This is a genomic window from Pedobacter zeae (assembly GCF_014196715.1).
In the GTDB taxonomy this organism is placed as follows: domain Bacteria; phylum Bacteroidota; class Bacteroidia; order Sphingobacteriales; family Sphingobacteriaceae; genus Pedobacter; species Pedobacter zeae.
In genome coordinates, this window is the sequence record NZ_JACIEF010000002.1 from 928700 (window position 1) to 949227 (window position 20528).

Below are 20528 nucleotides of genomic sequence, written 5' to 3' on the forward strand. Positions count from 1 at the left end.
CTATCTGCCGGCTTTATTAAGGTTATTAAAATAGTCCTGGTATAATACCGAAGCCGGGCCAGCGCTTTGCGGCTGGGGTTTGGCCAGTTCGATATGGATCATTTTCTGTATTGCCTGCTGCACCACATCGATATCTCTAAGCATTGGTTTACTTGCTACGCCTAACTTCCTTAAACTTGTTAGGGCAGTTAAGTAGGTAGCGGGCTGATCTGCAGCAGCACCGATCATGTATTTTTCCGTTTCACCAAGCAGGAACCGGTCTTGCTCATTAAAATTTTTACCAATTTTCCTTTTTTCCAATAAGGCAAGTGCCGTTTTTAAATAAGCTGTTCGCTTTTCTTTTTGTTCGAAGGCCATTTTCTGCACGGGCTGTGTAATTTTATCCAACTCGCCACTTAAGCGTTTCTCTGGTTTTAAAGCCGAAACTTTAACCGTGGTTTTTGCCACATAGGCCCGCGATTTTTGTTGCAGATCTTTGAGCAACCTCAATGCTTTATATTCGTAAGGTAAGGCTTCCTGTGGTTTGTAAGTGCGTAAACGCAGTTCGGCATTCCACATTTCGGTTAAAACAGCTTTTAACTGCGCTTTCATTTCGGGTTCGAAAAAGGTGGCATCTTCAGCAATATCGTGCTTGTGGGCATATTTGTCGGTAATTGCGCTAACATCTCCAAACTTTTCTTCTCCGCTTTTGTGTTCGGCATGTTCATCATGCTCTTCGTGATCGCCGCCGATTTCGGTTTCATTTTCTTCGCCTAAAAATTGCCCATAACGCAGCCTCAATAACTTCTGATCAATGCCTAAATCGTTACTCCTGGTTTTAAAGGTTGCAGCGGGCAATGTTGCTTGCTCTTTTAATAACTTCTCGGTATCGATAATAATCTGCCTTTCGCTCCTGAAATATTCGGGAACAAGGTTAACACCGTTGGTCATGCCTGCCAGGCTCATTAACTCTGCGGTATCTACTATCGAAACAAAATAAACATCCGAACGGCTCGGCTGGCCGTGGTTATCCATGGCTTTGATAAAAAAATAGAGTTCATCACCGGGTTTCATGCCCAGGCTTTTTAAATCGATCAGTTTGGTCAGTGTAATACTTTTTTTGTTGTCAAAAGCCGTATTGAAAGAGAGTTTTTTCTCTGTAAAACTTACGCCTTCACCTTTTCCGCTGGCCATGGTTGCCGAAATAAAGGCGTCGTTAATACCATAATCGTCGGTAAGTGATACATTGAGATTGAATTTTTGCGGCTGACCGATATCAATGGTTGTATGTGGTTTTGGCTGCGTAATTTTAATGGTAACCGGCAGGTCTGGAATAACTTCAATCTGGTAAAGATCTGATTTTTTTCCATCAAGGTTTAGCTGGTAAAAGCCTGGTTTATTGATGGTTTTGCTGAAATTCCATTCTGTATGTGCTGCATTTAAGGCTCTTAAGGGCGTAATTTCATGATCGTTAAAAATAAGTGTTAGCTTTTTAATACCTATGTTCGTCGTGATTTTCCAATTCACTGTAGCGCCTGTTTCGGCAGTAATGGTAAACTGCTTTTGTTTCCGTTCCCCTTTCCCGGTATACGCGGGCGGAATAATGGTTGCACTGAACGTAGAAATTTCTGCCGGTATATTTTCTTTTATGGAATGAATAGGGCTTTTAGCCGTCCTGCTAGCAGATGCTGTTTGGTTTAACTGTGGGATTTTTGTAATGCCAAAGCTTATGATCAGTGCCGCAAGAAGTATCGCTAAACCAATGGATAACCTTTTGAAAGGTTCTTTTGGCTGCACCAAATTTGGAATGATGTTTTCTATTTTATTGCGCTGCAGTTGTTGCAGCATGGATAATTCGGTTTCGTTTTGAAGCAGTAAATCGGCACTTTCTTCCAGTTCGGGGTAATGGTTATTTACAAACCTCGAAACATCAAGATCGGTTGTTTTCCAAACAGGTTTGCAGAATAGTAAAATAGCAAGGACAAGAGGAAAAATAATTGTAATAATCCAGGCAGGTAAATGCAGCAGATAAAAACCTGTAACCGATAAAAGCAAAGCTATGGCCAGGGCTGTTGCCGTTATGCCCGCCAGGTAAAAGCTGATCCACCTGATCCTCAGGCTACGTATCCAGTGCTGTCCTTCAGTTTTTAACATATTGTGTTTTTTTTCTGAATGATAAAATACGTTCGGTAGCTAATATCAAAAGTGCTGCGATCCAGAACAGGGCGGCAAGGGGGCTATTTCGGATGGTTTTTGTCTCCGAAGCCGTTTTATGGGCTTTGATAACCTCATTCTGTTCAGGGGATGCTATTCTTTGGTCGGCAGGGTTATCTTCAAAACCAAAATCACCTGGATCTTTATCATGAATAACGATCGGCATCAATGCTTTTACAAAGATAGGATCCCAAACGAGCTCGCTCCATTGTGGGTTAAACCTGCAGTAAAAATGGAAAGTATGTAAACTACCTGTTTTTTCTTTTGCCAAAATTGCATTCCCAAAACCATCGGTCCATAGTTTTTCTGCATAATTGCCCGGGGCAACGCTTTTACTTAATCTGAGTTGTTTACCATCCATATTAATGAAAGATGGCGTAGTGAATATTTTACCTTTTTCGTATTGAAATAAGGTGCCGTCCGGCTCCAATGATGATCTGAAACCAGCTGAAACGGTTTCATCCGATAACCAAAAGCCAATTGCTGCTTTTTCTGTAGTTGCATTGATGAGTATTTTTCTCCTGGTGAAACTTTCAATAGCTTTTAAGGCTGCAATCAGGTATTTGCGGTCGGTAGTACCCGGCTTTTCGTGTATCGCTACTCGTATGGGGGGCGCATCCGACGAATTTAAGGCCTGATAGTTTGTATTGGATGGATTGGATTTGGCCTCGTGCTTTTTTCCTGCATAGGTAGCAATCCAATTGCTTAAAGTATCGCTTTGCTTAAGAGAAATCCAGCTCAACCGATAGTTTATGACAGGTAGTTCGTTGCCCAGGCGGTTTAAACGGTGGTCGGCAAAAAGATAAACCCGGGTTCCTTCAGGAATTACGGTGTTAGCTGCAGTAAGCAAGGCGGTATAACTGAGTGGGCTGTTCGGTATCACCTGACGAGAGGTATCTTTTAAAGTTAATGGGCTAAAACCAACATTAAAATCGTGTATTTCGTATCCTTTTTTTAACAATGAATCGATGGTGTTTTTATGCGCGTTAAAAACCTTTTGGAAATTGTTCTTTTCAATCAGAATCCAACCTGTTTTACGGTTAACCGATACGATTTTGTTTAAATAGGGTTGTGCTACAAGAAAGGCCAGCAGCACCAAAAGCAAACACCGTAAAATAAACAGGAGCCAATCGTTAATCCTGAAGCTTTTCGAACGGGCACTTGAACTTTCGCCCAGCAAAGCAATACTCCCGATTTTAAGGGTTTTACCCTGTTTAACATTCCACAGGTGTATAATGAGCGGGACAATTATGCCTGCAAGCGCAAATAAACCTATAGGATATAAAAATTGCACGGTTAAATTCTGAGTTTGCTTCTTTGTTTTAAAAAATCCCTTAATGCCTGATCCAATGATTCATCAGTAACGATGGTGCGGTAAAAAATCCTTCTGTCCAGCAGCTTTATCCTGGTTTCTTCCAGGTAAGCGTTAAGCTTGTTCTGGTAATGGGTTCTGGCTTTGTTTTGATCGATCTGAATAGTTTCTCCAGTTTCCAGATCTTCGAAAGAGGTATAGCCTTTAAAATCAAGGTTCAGTTCGTTTCTTGATAACACATGAAAAACAACGGTTTCGTGCCTTAAGCTATTCAGGGTATCCAGTAACCTGATCATTTCGTCGTTTTTTTGATAAAGATCGGTAATGAAAATCAGTAATTCGCGTTTTTGGGTGCCGGCAAACAATTCTTTGTAATGAATGGGTTGGGTGAACGCCCCATCGGGCCGGATCTGCTCCAGCTGATAAAACAACCGGGCCAGATGTTGGTAATCCTGTTTGGGTGTCATCGAGAAAATGCCGGAATTTTTCATTACATACAAGCCTACTGCATCCCCCTGTAAATTAGCCAGGTAAGCCAACGAAGCGCCGAGGTACATGGCATAATCGATTTTGGTAAAATCGCCATCGTTATGGTTCATCGAAGCACTGGCATCAATTAATATACGCACGGCAATATTCGTTTCTACCTCCGATTCCCGGATGTAATAACGGTCGGAGCGGGCAAACATTTTCCAGTCGAGCGATCGCAGATCGTCGCCGGGCTGATAACTTCTGTATTGGCTAAACTCCAATCCCGGCCCCTTTAAGGTACTTTTATTAATGCCGTTCATAAAACCATCGATCGTCATTTTTGCCGATAATGAAAGGTCTTTAATGGCCATTAATATTTTAGGATCGAGCAGTTTACTCATTAAATGTTCGCTTTTGGTTTCGAAATGGCTTTGATCAGTTCGTTGGTTACCTTGTCTGACGACACGTTTTCGGCTTCTGCCTTAAAGTTCATCAGCACCCTATGGCGCAACACCGGATAGGCCATAGCCTGTAAATCATCTAAAATTACAGCATACCGGCCTTTAAACAATGCCCTTGCTTTGGCTGTTAAAATCAGTGCCTGCCCGGCCCGTGGGCCAGCGCCCCAGCGCACCCATTCTTTTACAAAATTGACGGTAGTGGCATCAGGCCGGGTGGCGCGGATAAGTTCGCTTACATAAGTGACCAGGTCGTTACTGATGCTTACATCACGGGTAATGGCCTGAAGTTCTTTGATTTCTTCTGCGCCGATAATCGGATTGATTACGGCTTTTTTGCTGCCCGTGGTGCTGCTTAAAATCTGTGCTTCCTCTGCTGCGGTAGGATACCCGATTTTGATGTATAGCAGAAAACGGTCTAACTGTGCTTCGGGCAAGGGGTAAGTTCCGGCCTGTTCAATCGGGTTTTGGGTGGCGAGGATAAAAAACGGGCGATCCAGTGGATAAGTTTGCCCCCCATAGGTAACTTCAAACTCCTGCATGGCCTCCAATAATGCCGATTGTGTTTTTGGTGGTGTCCGGTTTACTTCATCTGCCAGAATAATATTGGCAAATAAAGGTCCTTTGTTAAATTTAAAAAAACGCTTTCCTGTTGCATGGTCTTCTTCCAGTATTTCAGTACCCACAATATCGGTAGGCATTAAATCGGGTGTGAACTGTATCCTTCTGAAAGAAAGGTCTAGAGCCTGCGACATTGTCCTAACCATTAACGTTTTAGCCAGCCCCGGTACACCTTCCAATAAACAGTGCCCTCCGGCCATTAAAGCAATCAGCATTTCTTCGATGATCACATCCTGACCCACAATTACTTTTTGTATTTCGCTTTTTAACAGGGAGATCTTATCGATCAATATTTTTAGCTTGCTTTCTGAACGCTCCAAAACGGTTGATTTTTTAGTTTAACGATATGGTGCTTCAATATAGGGCATATTGATAGATAGTTTTTAGCCCGATGTGAAGAATATCAAAAAATTTACAAGATAATTGTCATAAAAAAACAGATTTATCAAAAATGAAGGTAATTTTAGGGTGATGCAGAGGACAAAATTTACGTTTGCGAGGTTAAAATATAATTCGGGCGACTGGGATACCGACCAGCGCATGCCTTCTAATCTCCTGAATTCCCTTCTGGAATATACCACTATCCCCCTGGATGAAGAAGAGAAGATTGTGGAACTGAGCAGCCGTGATTTATTTAAATATCCCTTTTGTTATTTGAGCGGACATAAACTGGTGCAGTTTAGCCAGCAGGAAGCCGTAAATTTTAAAACCTATGTACATAATGGTGGTTTTGTTTTTGTTGACGACTGCAACCACGATATAGACGGCTTGTTTGCACGCTCGTTCGAAACACAGATGAGCAACCTGTTTGGACCGCAGGCATTAAAAAAGATCCCCAACAACCATGGCATTTACCATTCTTTTTTTAAGTTTGAAAAAGGTCCGCCTACCACCTCTTTCGAATTAAACGGTTGGGGTGACGACCTGGTACACGATTACCTGAAAGCCATTACCATTAACAACCGTATCGGGGTATTATACAGCAATAAAGATTATGGCTGCGAGTGGGATTACGATTTCAGGAACAAACGTTTTTTAGCAGAGGATAACACCAAGTTTGGGGTCAATATTATTTTATATGCCATGGGCATAAACAGTTAGCAATTGGCAATTTTCAGTGGGCTGTTAGCGACGTTTTCTTGCTGTCAGATGTGACTACCTGGCAGGTTTGAATCATTCATTAGTTAAACTTGGGAAGCAGCAGATGAATATCGCCGCCACGCTTTACCAATTACCAATGACAATTGAACCAATGAACCAATGGCCAATGAACCAATTCACCTATAACGCATATGCCGTTTCGGCTTTCGATTGATTAAGTACCAAAAAACTCTGTATATTTCCTACGTAAGCCAATGCACCTATATTATCCCTTAGGAAATTGTTATAAGAAACCATATCGGGCATAGCCACTTTAAGCATAAAATCGAAGTGGCCGGTAAGGTGGTAACATTCCATCACTTCTGGGTATTTTTCCATCTCGTCTTTAAAGGCCCTTACAATATCTTCCGAATGCATGGTGAGCTGAATGTGTGGAAAAGCTATAAAATGCGATCTTAATTTATCGATGTCTACAATGGCAACAGTTGATTTGATGTAGCCATTTGCCTTGAGTTTTTTTATGCGTTCTACTACGTGGGTCATGCTTTTTCTAAGCTTGCCCGAAACTTCTTTATAAGTCAATAATCCATCACGTTGTAAAAGATTAAGGATTTCGATGTCAGTCTGATCAATTTTTTGCGTTTGCATGTAAATACTTAGTGTATAATTATCTCCGTTTTTTAGTTTCTTTTACGGGCTAAAAATAATTAAAATAAGATGTACTTAAGTTAATTTATGGCCGTTTTTTAAAAATATACTTAGTGTATTTTGTACAATAATGTAGGGGATGGATTTGATGCCCGTAAAAATTATATTCTGTCGCTTTATTTTCTTAATGGGTTAAACCAAATATTTGGGATGTTAAGGGCTTGATAAAAATAATTTTTATCAAAAAAAAAGCTTGTTTCGGTATAAACTGCTTAACTACTGATCTTTACAGTGAATTTTTTAACCGAATATTATTTTCTCATGTATAAAAAACACAACTTCGGTGCTGGCCCATGCATATTGCCATCATCAGTAATGGAAAAAGCTGCTCAGTCGGTAATCAACTGGGATGGAATGGGTTTATCTATTTTGGAAGTTTCACACCGATCGCCGGAGTTTGAAGATGTGGTACTTAAAACGCAGCTTTTAGTGCGCGGGTTGCTGTCTGTCCCTGATCACTATTCAGTACTTTTTTTACAGGGTGGTGCCAGTACACAATTTGCTATGGTTCCAATGAATTTTTTGACTGCAGGCAAAAAGGCTTCTTATCTTGATACCGGGTATTTTGCGCAGAAAGCCATTAAAGAAGCCAGGTTATTTGGTGAAGTAGAGATAGTTGCTTCCTCGAAAGATAAAAATTATGCATACATTCCTGATCAGTTTAATATTGATCCCCAATCTGCTTATATCCATTATACCTCGAATAATACCATCGAGGGAACAGAGATATTTGATTTTTCAGCTGCAGGTGTTCCCGTGATCTGCGATATGTCGTCTGATATTTTTTCCAGAAAGATCAATGTGAACGATTTTGATCTTATTTACGCAGGTGCTCAGAAAAATATGGGTCCGGCCGGGATGACCCTCGTGATTGCTAAAAATGAATTCCTTGAGCAGGCAAAAAAAGAAATCCCTTCCATGATGGATTACCGGGTGTTCCGCGATAACATGAGTATGTATAATACACCTCCGGTTTTTTCTATTTATGTAGCCATGCTCAATTTGTTGTGGCTTAAAGATCAGGGTGGTGTAAGCGGGATAGAAAAAAGAAATATTGAAAAAGCAAAACTATTATATGCCGAAATAGACCGGAATTCTCTTTTTTATGGTACGGCTGATGCCGCACACCGCTCCAGGATGAACGTTACATTTTTGGCTGTTAATAAGGATGTAGAAGCCCGTTTTTTAAAGTTTGCGGCAGACCGGGGTATTGTAGGCATAAGGGGCTATAGAACAGTTGGTGGGTTTAGGGCTTCACTTTACAACGCACTTCCTTTATCAAGTGTTGAAGTGCTGGTAAATGCCATGGCCGCTTTTGAAAAAATATACAGTGATACAACAATTCTTGAACTAGAATAATCCCCTCAAAATGATAAAAATCTTACCATTAAAAGCATTACAGCCGGGCAAAGATATATTTGATCTGATGATTTCTGATCAGGCAAACGGTAAGGGGCATAAAAACGAGCAGCTTTCTTTTGAAGATCTGCTTCATTTATTTGGATGTCCTTTAGATGACCGGCCGGCTGTTTATGTTTACGAATTCCGTGGCGAATTTGGTGCCATGAGGGGGATTTGGGCCGCTATAGATCTTTCTCAAACGCCTGCCACCGCAATTAAAAGACATGAAGAAACCGTATCGTCGAAAGTAGAAGCACTTAAGATAGACCGTAAAAACAAGGCCATGCAAAAATCGCCGATCTTATTGGTTCATAAAAAGAACAAAACATTGGATACGCTGGTTGATTTTGTGCAACGTACACGTAACCCGCTGCCAAGCGAATGGTCGCAGATGGGACATTTTCTTTACCAGGTACAGGAAGAAGATGTGATTGAAAAACTGGTTGACGAATTTATGAAACTTGAGGCCGTTTACCTTGCCGATGGTCATCACCGCCTGGAAGCTGCCTGTTCGCTGCAGCAAAATATTCCGCAGCAGATCAGTTCGCTATTTGTTTCTGAAGATGTGATTTCTATAGGCGCTTTTCATAGAGTGGTTTCGGGGGTAGCTATTTCTGATGCGTTGTTGATGGAAAAACTGAAACAGTATTATTATATCTCAAAAATCCCGAATAATAAGGCGTATAAACCTGACCGGAAGAATAGGTTAGGCCTTTCTTTCAAAGGCGAATGGTATCAACTGGATTTAAATAAAGCTTCGATGGCATGGTCAACCGTACCGGATACGGTGATTTTACAGGATAAAATCCTATCGGCAGTGCTGGGTATCGATAAACCAAAAGAGGATGAAAGACTAAGCTGCTTTCCGGATTGCCAGTGGTCTGAATTTCTTGCCGCGCTGAGCGGTAATGAAACGTCGATTGGTTTTTCTCTTTTCCCGATGGCAGTAGATGCTTTTATCACTACTGCTGATAAAGGTGATTTTTTGCCCCCCAAATCTACCTGGATAACGCCCAAGGTGCCTCAGGGATTTATGGCGAGTAGCCCGGTAGCCATAACTGCAAAAGGCGAAAAGGTACATGTAACTAATGGTTAACCTTATAAAACAAACATTATGTCTGAACTCGATTTAGAAAATATCGCCCAAATAGGGGCTAGCCTTATGATAATTGCTTTCTTTTTAGTGGCGCTGTACAGAAGGCGGGTTAAAGTAACCAAGAAAAAAAATGACGGGGAGCAGGATCACCTGCATTGGCTCTAAATCTGTTTAATTGATTTTAAGTAGTGAATGTAATTTTTAATTTGGTAAATCAATTTAGTTTAATGTTGGGTAAGCATTAGCGTTGATTATGCTTCTTTAAGTTAATTATAGCAATTCGATTAAAGTTAAATTTTATACTTTTGGGGATACTACTCAATGTACAATTTAACCTTATATATTTTATGAAAATGCTTTTTAGAGTTTGCATTCTTTCTTTTTTAATCTGCTCATCCATTCTGGCAAGCGCACAAACCGTTACTTTAGATTATTTCTTTAACCGCGAAACCCGTAAAGATAAACAGGGTAAAGAAATCCGTTTTCATTACATGTGGGGTGAGCAGGCAATGAGTGGTTTTTCCATTCTTGGTAATGTATTTAAAAAAGAAGGATTTAAATTGGATTCGCTTGAAACAGCACCAACATTGGCCAATTTAAAAGGAAGTAATGTTTACTTAATTGTAGATCCCGATCGTCCGAAAGAAAACCCTAAGCCAAATTACATAGAGGCCAACCATATAGCTGCTATTTCTGCCTGGGTAAAACAGGGTGGGGTATTGGTCATGTTTGCGAACGACAGTGCCAATGTAGAATTGCCCCATTTTAATCAACTCGCCAATGTATTCGGCATGCATTTTACCAACGAAATGCAAAACCATGTAATTGATGATGCACATTTTGAAGATGGTGGTATTGCAATCAAAAACAATGCAGTGTTTAAGACGGCCAAAAAAATATTCATGAAAGATATCTGCTCAATCGATACCAAAAACAATGCAAAACCAGTATTGAAAAATGCTGCCGGTGCAACGGTTATCGCCACCACCAAATTTGGTAAAGGAAATGTAATTGCCATTGCCGATCCGTGGTTGTACAATGAATATGTAAATGGTCGTTTGCCAAAAGAAATGGGCTTCGAAAACGATAAAGCAGCCTACGACCTGGTGGTTTGGATAAAAAAACTCACTAAAAAGTAATGATAACCTATAATTTATCCAGCTTAAAATAGCCTAAATGAATCTCATCTTCAGGTAATCCTGAAGATGGTTTGATTTCGATATGGTATTTCTGCTTGGATGCTTCACTCAAAATATCCTCAATTTTATAAATATCATCTACATCGATGCCATATTTTTCGTCGATATGTGAATTGGCTCCTTTTACCGAATTGGTTTTAAAAAACACTGTTTTTTTGGCATCCTGTATGGCTTTGGCCCTTTCTTCGTGAACCGATAGTACAATATGATGCTGTTCATATAATTTGTTGGATAAATAGCCACCCAGGTTGATGAAGAACAATTTATGTAGCGAAAGCGGGCTATGCTCATCCCTTGGTTTGATAGTGATTTCGTAATCATCCACTTTGTTTACTTCCCGCCAACCATCAATATGCAGGCTGCTGCCTGTTCCTGGCCAGAAAGCTTTAATTTCGGGCACAAGATCTTTGAGTGTACGGGCAATGCCAAAGAAATAATCGTGTTGCTCTACGTTTCGTTTTGGGGCTTTCGAACCGAGTAGGATCATGTATAATTTTAAATTGTTCATTGGTTCACTGGTCATTAGTTCATTGGTCATTAGTCATTGGTTCATTGGTCATTGGTTCACTGGTCATTAGTTCATTGGTCATTGGTTCACTGGTCATTTGTTCATTGGTCATTAGTTCATTAGTTCATTGGTCATTGTTCATTGGTTCACTGGTTATTAGTTCACTGGTTATTAGTTCACTGGTCATTGGTCATTAGTTCACTGATCATTGGTTCACTGATCATTGGTTCACTGGTCATTGGTTCATTAGTCATCGGTTCATAATCATTGGTGGATTGATTCCAAAGGCCGAACTCATTCATCTTTTAACAGCATTAATTAAAATAGGTTCTTGGATTTTATGGTTTTCTTTGTTTTTTTACCACAGAGAACACAAAGAAGGCACAAAGGGCAAAGAGTTGAAGACGGGCTTCAATAGAAATGTCGTCATCCTGACTGCAGCATCGAAAGAGTATGTCCCCCGTTCACTCAACTACGTTATCCCTTTTACATTTACCATCATCTACATTGTTGTAATATAATCTTCGGACCTCTGACTCCCGACTTTTTAACTTATTCTACTGCAACCAAAACAATTTTCCGTTTTTACGATTTTATCAACTGTAAATGGATAAGAAAACAGCAAAAAAGAAAATCGCGATTATTGGTGGTGGCCCAAGCGGTCTTTTCATGTATAAGAGATTAACCGAACAGGCTAGTGCAGATTTTGAAATTACCATATTCGAAAGGAAAGATTACCTGGGGGCCGGTATGCCCTACAGTGCCGAAGGGGCCAATACAGAGCATATTACCAATGTATCAGATAATGAAATTCCGGCTATCTACACTTCTATAGAAGATTGGGTAAAAATTGCGCCTAAAGCGATCTTAAAAAAATTCGACATTACCGAAGAGAAGTTTAACGAATATAAGGTGCTGCCCAGGTTGTTTTTTGGCGAATATTTATCTGCCCAATTTAATTTATTAAAAAAGGCTGCCTTGAAAAAAGGCATTAAAACCAAGGTGCATTTAAATTGCTGGGTGGAAGATGTTATCGATTTTCCAAAAGAGAATAGCGTGGCTGTTTGTGTAAAAAACAAAAACAAAGCCTACTTCGATCAGGCCGTTATCTGCATCGGCCATAACTGGCCAAAGAAATACGAAGGTAAAATTCCCGATTATTTTGATTCGCCTTATCCACCCAAAAAGCTGGCCTTAAAACTGAATCATACTGTTGGCATTATGGGCTCTTCGTTAACTGCAATTGATGCATTAAGAACTCTTGCCAGAAAAAACGGAAAATTTACCGATAATGAAGATGGTAGTTATTCGTATAGTTCGGATAGCAAGGGGTTTAAAATGGTAATGCATTCGAGAAGTGGGCTTTTACCTGCTGTAAGGTTTCATTTACAGGATTCGCACCTGGGTAAAGAAGAAACGTTGAGCAAGACTGAAATTCATAAAAGCATTGCCCGGAATGGCGGTTTTTTGCCATTGGATTTTGTGTTTGAAAAGAATTTTAAAGAAATATTCATTAAAAAAGATCCTGCTTTTTACGAACAGATCAAAAATATGGACCTCGAGGCTTTTGTAGGGGCCATGATGGGGTACAGGGAGGGAATGGAACCTTTTGATCTATTTAAAAAAGAATATGAGGAAGCAGAAAAATCAATCGAAAAGAGAAAATCCATTTATTGGAAAGAAGCACTTGCTATTTTAAGCTTTGCAATGAACTATCCTGCAAAATACCTTTCGGCAGAAGATATGGAGCGTTTGCAAAAAGTACTCATGCCCTTAATTTCTATTGTAATTGCATTTGTGCCACAAAGTTCGTGCAGAGAGCTGCTGGCCTTACACGAAGCTGGCGTTTTAACTATTGTGGCTGTGGGAGATGATGCAAAGGTACAACCTTTAGAAACTGGTGGTGCAGATTATCATTACAAAATAAACGGTAAAAAAACGGTCAAACACTTCGATACCTTTATCGATTGTATTGGTCAGCCACACCTTTCTTTTAACGATTTTCCGTTTAAAAGCCTTATTAAAAATGGAACATTAAGCCCTGCAAGGTTACGGTTTAAATCTTCAGAAAAGGGAAAGGCCGACATGAAGAATAATGATCTGGTGAGCCGGGAAGAAGATAATACCTACTTTTTAACAGTGCCTGGAATCACGATTAATGATCATTTTCAGGTGGTAGACCGAAATGGTATTTCCAACCAAAGAATTTACATTATGGCTGTTCCCTACATTGGAGGTTACAATCCTGATTATTCCGGGATAGACTTCTGTGAAGCTGCATCGAAAGCGGTGATCGACAGCATTTTATCCTAAAAAAGAAAACAATTTTTACTTTTTTTAAGTAATCTGTTAAATGTTTTTATGATTTTAATTTACTGATAATCAGTTTTTTATATTATTATATTTGTTGTTTTTGAAAAAAAAACAAACGTTTGCGCTTAGTTTGTGTGCTATGATTTTTAGTGTGGCTTTACAGAACAAGCTCTTGTATTTAAAAATCTATACTTAAGTAACATCTGATTACAGCGGGTTAATTTTTTGTTATCATTCCAATTGTCATTTCAATGTTTTTTAGGCACGATGTTTAATAACAGAACGCCACTTTTTATAAAAACATAAAATTATATAGTCTTTAATGGGTAAAAAGGTCATCCATATGCCTTTAATTAAGTGATTAAAGCATTTTTTAAGGCAAACGTTTGCGTTGAAAAAAATAAAAATCCAGCTTTCTTAATCTATACCTTGCATTAACAAACATAACTAGCCGATATTTTATTTTTAGTGTACGAGCAAAAAAAGACCTGCTAACCACAGGGAGTAATTAACTAATAAATAACCACTAACCAGGGTACAACAAACAGCAACTAACCGTTCATGGTCCTGAATATTTGGACTGTGAATTAATATTAACCAATCTAATCCAAACTCATTCGTATGTTCAAAAATTTTACTTTTTGTCACCGGGCATTGCTATGTCCAAAAAAAACCAACAGGGGTAATTTCTCCATTACTTTTTAAGCAACCGAGTTTCTTCTTTAAAAAATCAAACAAAAACTAATCAAATGGTTAAAATTTACACAAGCATTTGTTTTGCCTTGTTTTTATCTGTTTTTGGATCTCAAACTTTGCACGCCAATACGGTAGTGTTAAGGGAGGCTAACAGTATGTATTTTGCTTTTCAGCAGGATACCACAAAAGTTAAAAAAGAGCCAGCAACATTTTCCGTAAAAACAGATACGATCGGGCAAATGATCAAGGCGTTGCAAAAATTTAAAACAGTTCGCGATACGGTTAATATCCGGTCGGCGGCACCGGTTCCAAACCTGTCTCTGCAACAGATTATTAAAGGCAATTTGGCTGGAGTTTACGTACAGGAACCAAACGGGGAACCGGGTACCGAGCAAAGTATAATCATACAAGGCACCTCAGGCTTATTGTTTAATAAAAAAGATATTTACGCTTTACAGCCTGCTATCTATTTAAATGGGGTGCCCTTAGTTGCAGATAATCCATTTGCCTTTGATGTACAGAAATATGATTATAACAGGATTGGTCCTGCAACTAATTTACTCTCACAAATAGATATCAATAATATCCAGTCGATTACGGTTATTAAAGATCCGTTTGAATTGGCAAAACTTGGTCCGAATGCAGTTAATGGAGCGATCTACATTACCACCAAAAATGCTAAAGGCGGGCTCCGCGATATTAGCATAAACAGTTATTTTGGCTATGTAACTGCACCTAAGGTAAATACCATTAATGGTGTTTACGAGAACAATTTCAGAAGCCAGTTTTATAAAAAATATAATCCAACCGGCAGCCCGGCATCTTATTTAAGAGATTCTACTAATGTGGCTTATTTTGGCCCATCGAACTGGACTGATCTTTATTATCAAAATACGCCAACATTTTCTGCCGATCTGGGTATTACAGGTGGTACTGAAAGAGCAAACTTCAGATTTTTTGGATCGGGAACAAAAAATGCCGGTAATGCCGATGATACTGGCATTAACCGCTATAATTTGTTTTTTGGCATTAATATGGCACCATTTAAATGGCTTACTGTATCGAGTGCTGTGAATACTGCCCGTTTAGACCGTACGCGAAACAAAAGTTTACGCGACCGTTTTGCGGAAACACGTTATATACCGGATTTAAGTAGCCCGCTTTCTCCAAATGCCGAATCTTATGCCAGCTATCTCACTCAAAACGATAGGAATGTTGATAATAACCGCTCTACTGTTTTAAACGGAAGTTTAACACTAAGTGCCAAGGTTAACAAGTTTGTAATTTCGACCAGTGGTTTGTTTAACTATAACGAAGGAGTAAGAGACTATTTTATTCCATCCACTTTATTAGCGGGTATCAGTTATATCTCTAATTATTTCGGTTATAGCCAAAGAGTATCGCTTAACAATACGATTAGTTATAAATACGACATCAACAAGGATCATGTTGTTGATTTTGAACTTGGACAGAGTTTACAGGGCGATACCTATAAATATAATTATGCAAGGGCTTATAACGGTCCTAATGATTATGTTAAACTTTCGTTTGTTGATGGCAGGCAAACCATTGGGGGGGCAGATAATCCCGATTATTTAAACGTGCTGGCTAACAATAATTTTTATGTTTTCAGATACATTGATAAGGAGCGTAATAACTTAATGTCGTTCTATGGTTCTGCAAAATATTCTTATAAAAAATTGTTAACGCTGAGTGCGCTGGTTAGGAGAGATGGCGCATCCAATGGCCAGCCAGATAGCCGTTGGGTAACCACACCTGCATTTAATGCAAACTGGAATTTAAAAGAACAATTTTTAAAAGATAATAAAGCTATTGATGCTTTACATTTAAGTGCAAGCTGGGGCAGGACCTTAAGAATTTTCCAGGATGACCGTTTTGCAGCCGGACCGCAGTACCGTTCTGAAAATGGTTGGGAAGAAGAACCGACTATTCCGGGATACGGTGGCTTATTGGGTATTAACCGTCCATACAACAGTGGTTTCATTGGTTATAAAATTAGTTTGCCATTTGCTGACAGAACCAGTGTAACTTTAGATGCATCATTTTTAAACAGCAGACTGAACACCGCTTTAACCGTGTACAACCGTAACGATAAAAACAGTGTAATTGGCCTGCCTGTTCCTGTTGAAACCGGTTATTCTACCGAATACCAATCTGGCATGGATATCAATAACAAAGGTATCGAGCTTTTGGTTAATGCTGCTGTGATCCAAAAAAATAGTGGGTTGAGCTGGAATACTGGACTAAACCTAAGTTATAATAAAAATAAACTATCGGCATTGCCAACAGGGATTAACGAATTAATTTATCAGAATGATAATAAATTACAGGTCGGCAAATCAGTTGGCAGTTATTGGTTATACACGAATGAAGGCATTTATAACAGCGATGCTGAAGTGCCTGCAGGAAGAACCTTTAATGGTATTCCGTTAAAAGCTGGCGATCCTAAATGGGTCGATTACAATAACGATAACCGTATCGACAGCAAAGACAAGGTATTGACGGGCGATAGATTACCAAAATTTGTAGGTGGCTGGAACAACACCATTGCTTACAAAAATTTCGATTTAAACTTCAATTTCATTTTTGCTGCGGGGCAAAAAGCCATTAACCAATACGAGGCAACCCGTTATGGATTTGTGAACCGAGAGGCAGGAAACGATATCAATTCGGTTAAAGAAGTTTCTTCATGGCAATCGTTTAGCAACGAGAAAAACTATCCTATATATAATCCATGGAGTCCTGTGGATGCCTACCGTACTGACCAGGATTTGTTTTTAGAAAATGCCTCTTATGTAAAATTAAGGTCAGTTACCCTGGGTTATGATTTTAGTAGGACAGGTTTATTCAAAAAAGCCAGTGGGAAAATCAGGAGAGCTTATTTATATGCTACAGCCTTAAACGTATTCACGCTAACCGATTTTTCGGGAGTTGATCCGGAACTGATCAATTATAACGGAATATATGATGGCGCAAATATTACTATCCCAAGAACATTTGTTTTAGGCTTCAAACTGGATTTATAAAATATTACCATTATTGATATGAATTATTCTAATTATAAAATTAGTATTTACAGGTCGGTTACGCTTGTTTTATTATTCAGCCTTGTTGGTTTGAGCAATTTCTCCTGTAAGAAAATTGAAGATGTACAATCGACAAGGTTAGCTACCGAAGAAAGCAACTGGAAAACATTAGAGGATGCCCGTGCAAACTTATTATCGGTATATGGCTTAATGCGATCGGCTACGGTATCTGATAATACCCACTGGTTAATGGGCGACTTACGCCAGGGAGATTTTCAGATTACAAACCGTGCCGACCTTAAAGCGATAGTTACGGGACAATTAAATGCACAATATCCTGTAATTAACAGGATAACTAACTGGCGCAGGTTTTACGCAGTAGTGAATGCAGCCAGTTTATTTATTGAACGATCCAAGCAGATCCTGCCACTTGATTCGCGCTATACACAGATCAACAACAACGTGGATATCGCACAAGCCAGAATTTTAAGAGCCTTTGCCTATTTTTATATGGTGCGGATTTGGGGTGATGTACCTTTACTGACTTCATCACATGATGGCGACTTTATTAAACTGCCCAGAACCAGTAAGGACAAAGTTTTACAATTTGCAACGGCTGAGTTATTGGCTGCTGCACAGGTGGTGCCGTTTAAATATGGTGGCGATGATCCGATTCTTCCGGGGCTTTACTACGGCTCGGGCTGGGCAAGCTGGAACGGGAACGTTTTTACCCGTTTATCGGCCTATATCATTTTAGCGCATATTGCAGCCTGGCAGGGAAATTACCTGGATGCCGCAACTTATTCAAAATATGTATTGGATAACTATACCAAATCTAACGGAAGCGGTTCTAACGGAATCGTTTACCTGGATATGGATGCACTAACAGAAAATCTAAACTATTACAGTCCTTTTGCCTTTAAACGTGCAACTGTATTAGTAGGTTTCCCGTTTGAGGCAGGTAATGGTCTTTCAACTGCAAATGGCCATATAGAACAATTGACATTGGCTTCGCCATTTATTCCGAAGGCCCAGCCAGAGATGTTTGTACCAAAAGACAGCATTCTGAAAATATTTACTGATCCGGGTGATTTGAGGTTTAGTATTAACCCGACTACGGGTTTATACCGTACAAATTACTTTTACAATTTCACTTCTGAGCAGCCCATCTTTAACAAGATCAAGGTTATTTATACCGCTCAAACTTCCGGCAATTTAACTTTATTTAGTTCTACCATGCTGTTTAGCCGGATAGAAGAGATCACTTTACTGAGAGCTGAAGCCTGTGCAGTGCTTGGCCAGCGTGATGAAGCCATTGCTGCCTTAAATAAGGCTGCCAATTTAAGGGGCCCAATTACCTACGACCCTGCATCAGGAAAAGATTTGATCGATGCCATTTTTGAAGAACGCAGAAGGGAATTAATGGGCGAAGGATGGAGGTGGTATGACATCGTGCGGTATAACAGGCTTAAAAATTCAGCCGGGACTTTCATCAGGAAGAATGGTACACCACTTACATTCAGGCAATTCGAGAATGCGGGTGGTATATATTGGCCCGTATCACAGGATGTAATCAATGCAAATCCATCGGTTACCCAAAATCCATATTGGCAATAATTATTAAGAAGATCATCATGGTACTAGTACCATTAAAAAAATATAATGATGAAAAAGAAATTATATAAAAACAGCCTGTTATTACTATCCATAGTAGTGGGCGTTTATTTAAGTGCTTGCAAAAAAAGCGATTCTCCTTATTACAACTATACCAATACGGTACAAAATTTTAAGGGCTCTGCGATAGATTACCTGAAATCGAAACCCAATACTTTCGATTCCCTGTTACTCGTATTGAATCGTTTTCCAGATATCAAAGACTCTTTGACTAATAGGCAGGTAACCTTATTTGCGCCGGTAAACGAAAATTTTGCCGCTGCGGTTAAATATTTGAATCAAACCAGGAAAGCTAAAGGAAAAAAACCTGTTTATTTAAGTAATGCAGATCCGACAGAATTATTGTTTATGCTTTCTAAATATATCATCAGGGGTAATAATACCACTGATATTTATGCCGGTAGCGTTGATGGTATTTCACTAAATACAGTATTATCCAATTATCCAATGCATATAAAAGCCATCAAGGAAAATGCATCGGGTTTTGTTGGTGGTGGCGCCACAACACTCGAATACAGCGATATGTTTGGTTCGAGCATCCAGCTGAATTGGGTAACCACCAATACCAATGCCATTAATATCAAAACCAACAATGCAACAATTAATATTTTAACTCCTTTGCACAATTTTGGATTTGATGAATTTACGTACAGATTAGATCAATAGCCTTATGAAGATGAAAACGAATAAATACTTATTAAGCACATTAATAATGCTATCGGGCATCATGAGCATATTGGTGTCGTGTAAGAAAAATTTACCCGATAACAGGTTGTCTATCGCTAACGATAGCCAGTATACTCAGTTCTTATATCAGCCAACTTTGGGAAGAAACACACTGTTTACCAATAATTTTACTTATGGTAACTCCAGCAGACCTCTTGATTTTAAGATTGTAAACATGCGCACTTTCGGTGGCGAACCTGCGCCTGAATTAACCAAGTTGTATCCGGTTAAAGTGTGGAAAACAGCTTATGATGGTACAGAGAAATCGTTAGCTGAAATTGAGGCCAAACGCGTAATTGAAAATCATCCCTTATTTGAAGTGCGTCCGCATTCGGGCGAATTTTTAATGTGGGCCGAAGCAAACTCTAATATGATTAAGGCTCAACCCGATTCGGGCTATGTTTTTGACGTGGAAATGTCGAACACAGGTGGGCGTAAATATTTTCAGAACTTTCGTTTAAGGCCATTACGCGAACGCCCTTACGAACCTTCGCCGCTCGATCCGATAACAGGTCAGGGAACGGGCACTTCTGTTAGTCCTTCCGGGTTGTTTATTACCGGGCAACGAACTGGCCAGGCTTTAACCTCAAGTGATGTACGTGTAGTATTCAATAAATTGCCAAAGGGGTTACCCGGCTACTCCGGGCATAGCATTAGTTTTAAGTTTGTAGATACCCTTGCCCAGACCATCGATCCTAACAAATTTGCCTTAACTGATTGGGGCAATCTCCTTCACGGTTTCAATATGGTAAAAGATGCTACCAAAGTAAAATTTGATGTGGCCTATCCTGTTCCTTTAACTGCATATCCTACAAAATACACCACTACAGATGGCAGGGCTGCACATGTTGTATTCAGATTCGACAGGCAAGCTTTTGGAGCCGTTTTACTTCACTGTTATGTGGCTTTAGATTTCAGGATTTATGAGGAGGGTGATTGGGAAATAATATTCCAGTTTAAGAACGACAAACCAAAATTTGACAACGACTGATGAAACAAACTAA

16 protein-coding genes are annotated in these 20528 nt (G+C 39.5%); 10 read left to right on the forward strand and 6 right to left on the reverse strand.

Features of this window, described 5'->3' with window-relative positions; genetic code table 11:
• Genes GGQ60_RS10595 through GGQ60_RS10610 form a run of 4 tightly spaced genes read right to left on the reverse strand, consistent with a single transcriptional unit; the run spans position 1 to position 5375 of the window.
• Positions 1-2133: a DUF4175 family protein gene (locus tag GGQ60_RS10595; RefSeq protein WP_183763439.1), complete on the reverse strand. Its 2133-nt coding sequence runs from the start codon at positions 2131-2133 to the stop codon at positions 1-3.
• Positions 2120-3487, reverse strand: coding sequence for a BatA domain-containing protein (locus GGQ60_RS10600; protein ID WP_183763442.1), 1368 nt, complete (start codon positions 3485-3487; stop codon positions 2120-2122). The genes GGQ60_RS10595 and GGQ60_RS10600 overlap by 14 nt, the downstream gene beginning before the upstream one ends.
• Before the next feature lie 2 nt (positions 3488-3489).
• Complete coding sequence (locus GGQ60_RS10605) at positions 3490-4377, reverse strand: DUF58 domain-containing protein (RefSeq protein WP_229685021.1); 888 nt, start codon at positions 4375-4377, stop codon at positions 3490-3492.
• Positions 4377-5375 (reverse strand): AAA family ATPase, encoded by a 999-nt coding sequence (locus GGQ60_RS10610; protein ID WP_183763445.1) that lies wholly within the window; start codon positions 5373-5375, stop codon positions 4377-4379. The genes GGQ60_RS10605 and GGQ60_RS10610 overlap by 1 nt, the downstream gene beginning before the upstream one ends.
• 151 nt (positions 5376-5526) lie before the next feature.
• Here GGQ60_RS10610 and GGQ60_RS10615 point away from each other — a divergent pair, with 151 nt between their 5' ends.
• The gene (locus tag GGQ60_RS10615; RefSeq protein ID WP_183763448.1) at positions 5527-6156 is read left to right on the forward strand and encodes a DUF4159 domain-containing protein; all 630 of its coding nucleotides are present in this window, start codon (positions 5527-5529) and stop codon (positions 6154-6156) included.
• 180 nt (positions 6157-6336) lie between these two features.
• On the opposite strand, the gene GGQ60_RS10620 is transcribed toward GGQ60_RS10615, so the two are convergent.
• Positions 6337-6804: an Lrp/AsnC family transcriptional regulator gene (locus GGQ60_RS10620; RefSeq protein WP_183763451.1), complete on the reverse strand. Its 468-nt coding sequence runs from the start codon at positions 6802-6804 to the stop codon at positions 6337-6339.
• A 321-nt stretch (positions 6805-7125) separates the two neighbouring features.
• On the opposite strand from GGQ60_RS10620, the gene serC reads away from it, so the two are divergent.
• From serC to GGQ60_RS10640, 4 genes are all read left to right on the forward strand, one after another.
• Positions 7126-8223 (forward strand): 3-phosphoserine/phosphohydroxythreonine transaminase, encoded by a 1098-nt coding sequence (serC, locus tag GGQ60_RS10625; RefSeq protein ID WP_183763454.1) that lies wholly within the window; start codon positions 7126-7128, stop codon positions 8221-8223.
• Positions 8224-8233: 10 nt separating this feature from the next.
• Positions 8234-9361: a DUF1015 family protein gene (locus GGQ60_RS10630; protein ID WP_183763457.1), complete on the forward strand. Its 1128-nt coding sequence runs from the start codon at positions 8234-8236 to the stop codon at positions 9359-9361.
• A gap of 18 nt (positions 9362-9379) precedes the next feature.
• Positions 9380-9526 carry a hypothetical protein gene (locus GGQ60_RS10635; protein WP_183763460.1) on the forward strand — a complete coding sequence of 49 codons (147 nt, stop codon included), beginning with the start codon at positions 9380-9382 and terminating at the stop codon, positions 9524-9526.
• Positions 9527-9708: 182 nt separating this feature from the next.
• Positions 9709-10500 (forward strand): lacto-N-biose phosphorylase central domain-containing protein, encoded by a 792-nt coding sequence (locus tag GGQ60_RS10640; RefSeq protein WP_183763463.1) that lies wholly within the window; start codon positions 9709-9711, stop codon positions 10498-10500.
• Positions 10501-10507: 7 nt separating this feature from the next.
• On the opposite strand, the gene GGQ60_RS10645 is transcribed toward GGQ60_RS10640, so the two are convergent.
• Entirely contained in the window at positions 10508-11098 is a 591-nt protein-coding gene (locus GGQ60_RS10645) for a DUF1543 domain-containing protein (protein WP_260300593.1), read from the reverse strand.
• 576 nt (positions 11099-11674) lie between these two features.
• Here GGQ60_RS10645 and GGQ60_RS10650 point away from each other — a divergent pair.
• The 5 genes from GGQ60_RS10650 (at position 11675) to GGQ60_RS10670 (ending at position 20515) form a co-directional block, all read left to right on the forward strand.
• Positions 11675-13381, forward strand: a complete 1707-nt coding sequence (locus GGQ60_RS10650) for an FAD/NAD(P)-binding protein (protein ID WP_183763466.1) — start codon at positions 11675-11677, stop codon at positions 13379-13381.
• Between the two features lie 749 nt (positions 13382-14130).
• On the forward strand, positions 14131-17124 hold the full coding sequence (locus tag GGQ60_RS10655; RefSeq protein ID WP_183763470.1) for a SusC/RagA family TonB-linked outer membrane protein: 2994 nt from the start codon (positions 14131-14133) through the stop codon (positions 17122-17124).
• An 18-nt stretch (positions 17125-17142) separates the two neighbouring features.
• A complete protein-coding gene (locus GGQ60_RS10660; RefSeq protein ID WP_183763475.1) occupies positions 17143-18741 on the forward strand; it encodes a RagB/SusD family nutrient uptake outer membrane protein in 1599 nt (532 codons plus the stop codon).
• 45 nt (positions 18742-18786) lie between these two features.
• Positions 18787-19464: a hypothetical protein gene (locus GGQ60_RS10665; protein ID WP_183763478.1), complete on the forward strand. Its 678-nt coding sequence runs from the start codon at positions 18787-18789 to the stop codon at positions 19462-19464.
• A 10-nt stretch (positions 19465-19474) separates the two neighbouring features.
• Positions 19475-20515, forward strand: a complete 1041-nt coding sequence (locus GGQ60_RS10670) for a DUF5007 domain-containing protein (protein ID WP_183763481.1) — start codon at positions 19475-19477, stop codon at positions 20513-20515.
• The last annotated feature ends 13 nt before the right edge of the window (positions 20516-20528 follow it).

Coding starts and splice junctions, on each gene's coding strand:
- GGQ60_RS10670 (WP_183763481.1), top strand. CDS start 19,475: ATGAAAACGAATAAATACTTATTAAGCACATTAATAATGCTATCGGGC.
- GGQ60_RS10630 (WP_183763457.1), top strand. CDS start 8,234: ATGATAAAAATCTTACCATTAAAAGCATTACAGCCGGGCAAAGATATA.
- GGQ60_RS10595 (WP_183763439.1), bottom strand. CDS start 2,133: ATGTTAAAAACTGAAGGACAGCACTGGATACGTAGCCTGAGGATCAGG.
- serC (WP_183763454.1), top strand. CDS start 7,126: ATGTATAAAAAACACAACTTCGGTGCTGGCCCATGCATATTGCCATCA.
- GGQ60_RS10605 (WP_229685021.1), bottom strand. CDS start 4,377: ATGAGTAAACTGCTCGATCCTAAAATATTAATGGCCATTAAAGACCTT.
- GGQ60_RS10655 (WP_183763470.1), top strand. CDS start 14,131: ATGGTTAAAATTTACACAAGCATTTGTTTTGCCTTGTTTTTATCTGTT.
- GGQ60_RS10665 (WP_183763478.1), top strand. CDS start 18,787: ATGATGAAAAAGAAATTATATAAAAACAGCCTGTTATTACTATCCATA.
- GGQ60_RS10615 (WP_183763448.1), top strand. CDS start 5,527: ATGCAGAGGACAAAATTTACGTTTGCGAGGTTAAAATATAATTCGGGC.
- GGQ60_RS10645 (WP_260300593.1), bottom strand. CDS start 11,098: ATGACCAATGAACTAATGACCAGTGAACCAATGAACAATTTAAAATTA.
- GGQ60_RS10650 (WP_183763466.1), top strand. CDS start 11,675: ATGGATAAGAAAACAGCAAAAAAGAAAATCGCGATTATTGGTGGTGGC.
- GGQ60_RS10640 (WP_183763463.1), top strand. CDS start 9,709: ATGAAAATGCTTTTTAGAGTTTGCATTCTTTCTTTTTTAATCTGCTCA.
- GGQ60_RS10635 (WP_183763460.1), top strand. CDS start 9,380: ATGTCTGAACTCGATTTAGAAAATATCGCCCAAATAGGGGCTAGCCTT.
- GGQ60_RS10620 (WP_183763451.1), bottom strand. CDS start 6,804: ATGCAAACGCAAAAAATTGATCAGACTGACATCGAAATCCTTAATCTT.
- GGQ60_RS10660 (WP_183763475.1), top strand. CDS start 17,143: ATGAATTATTCTAATTATAAAATTAGTATTTACAGGTCGGTTACGCTT.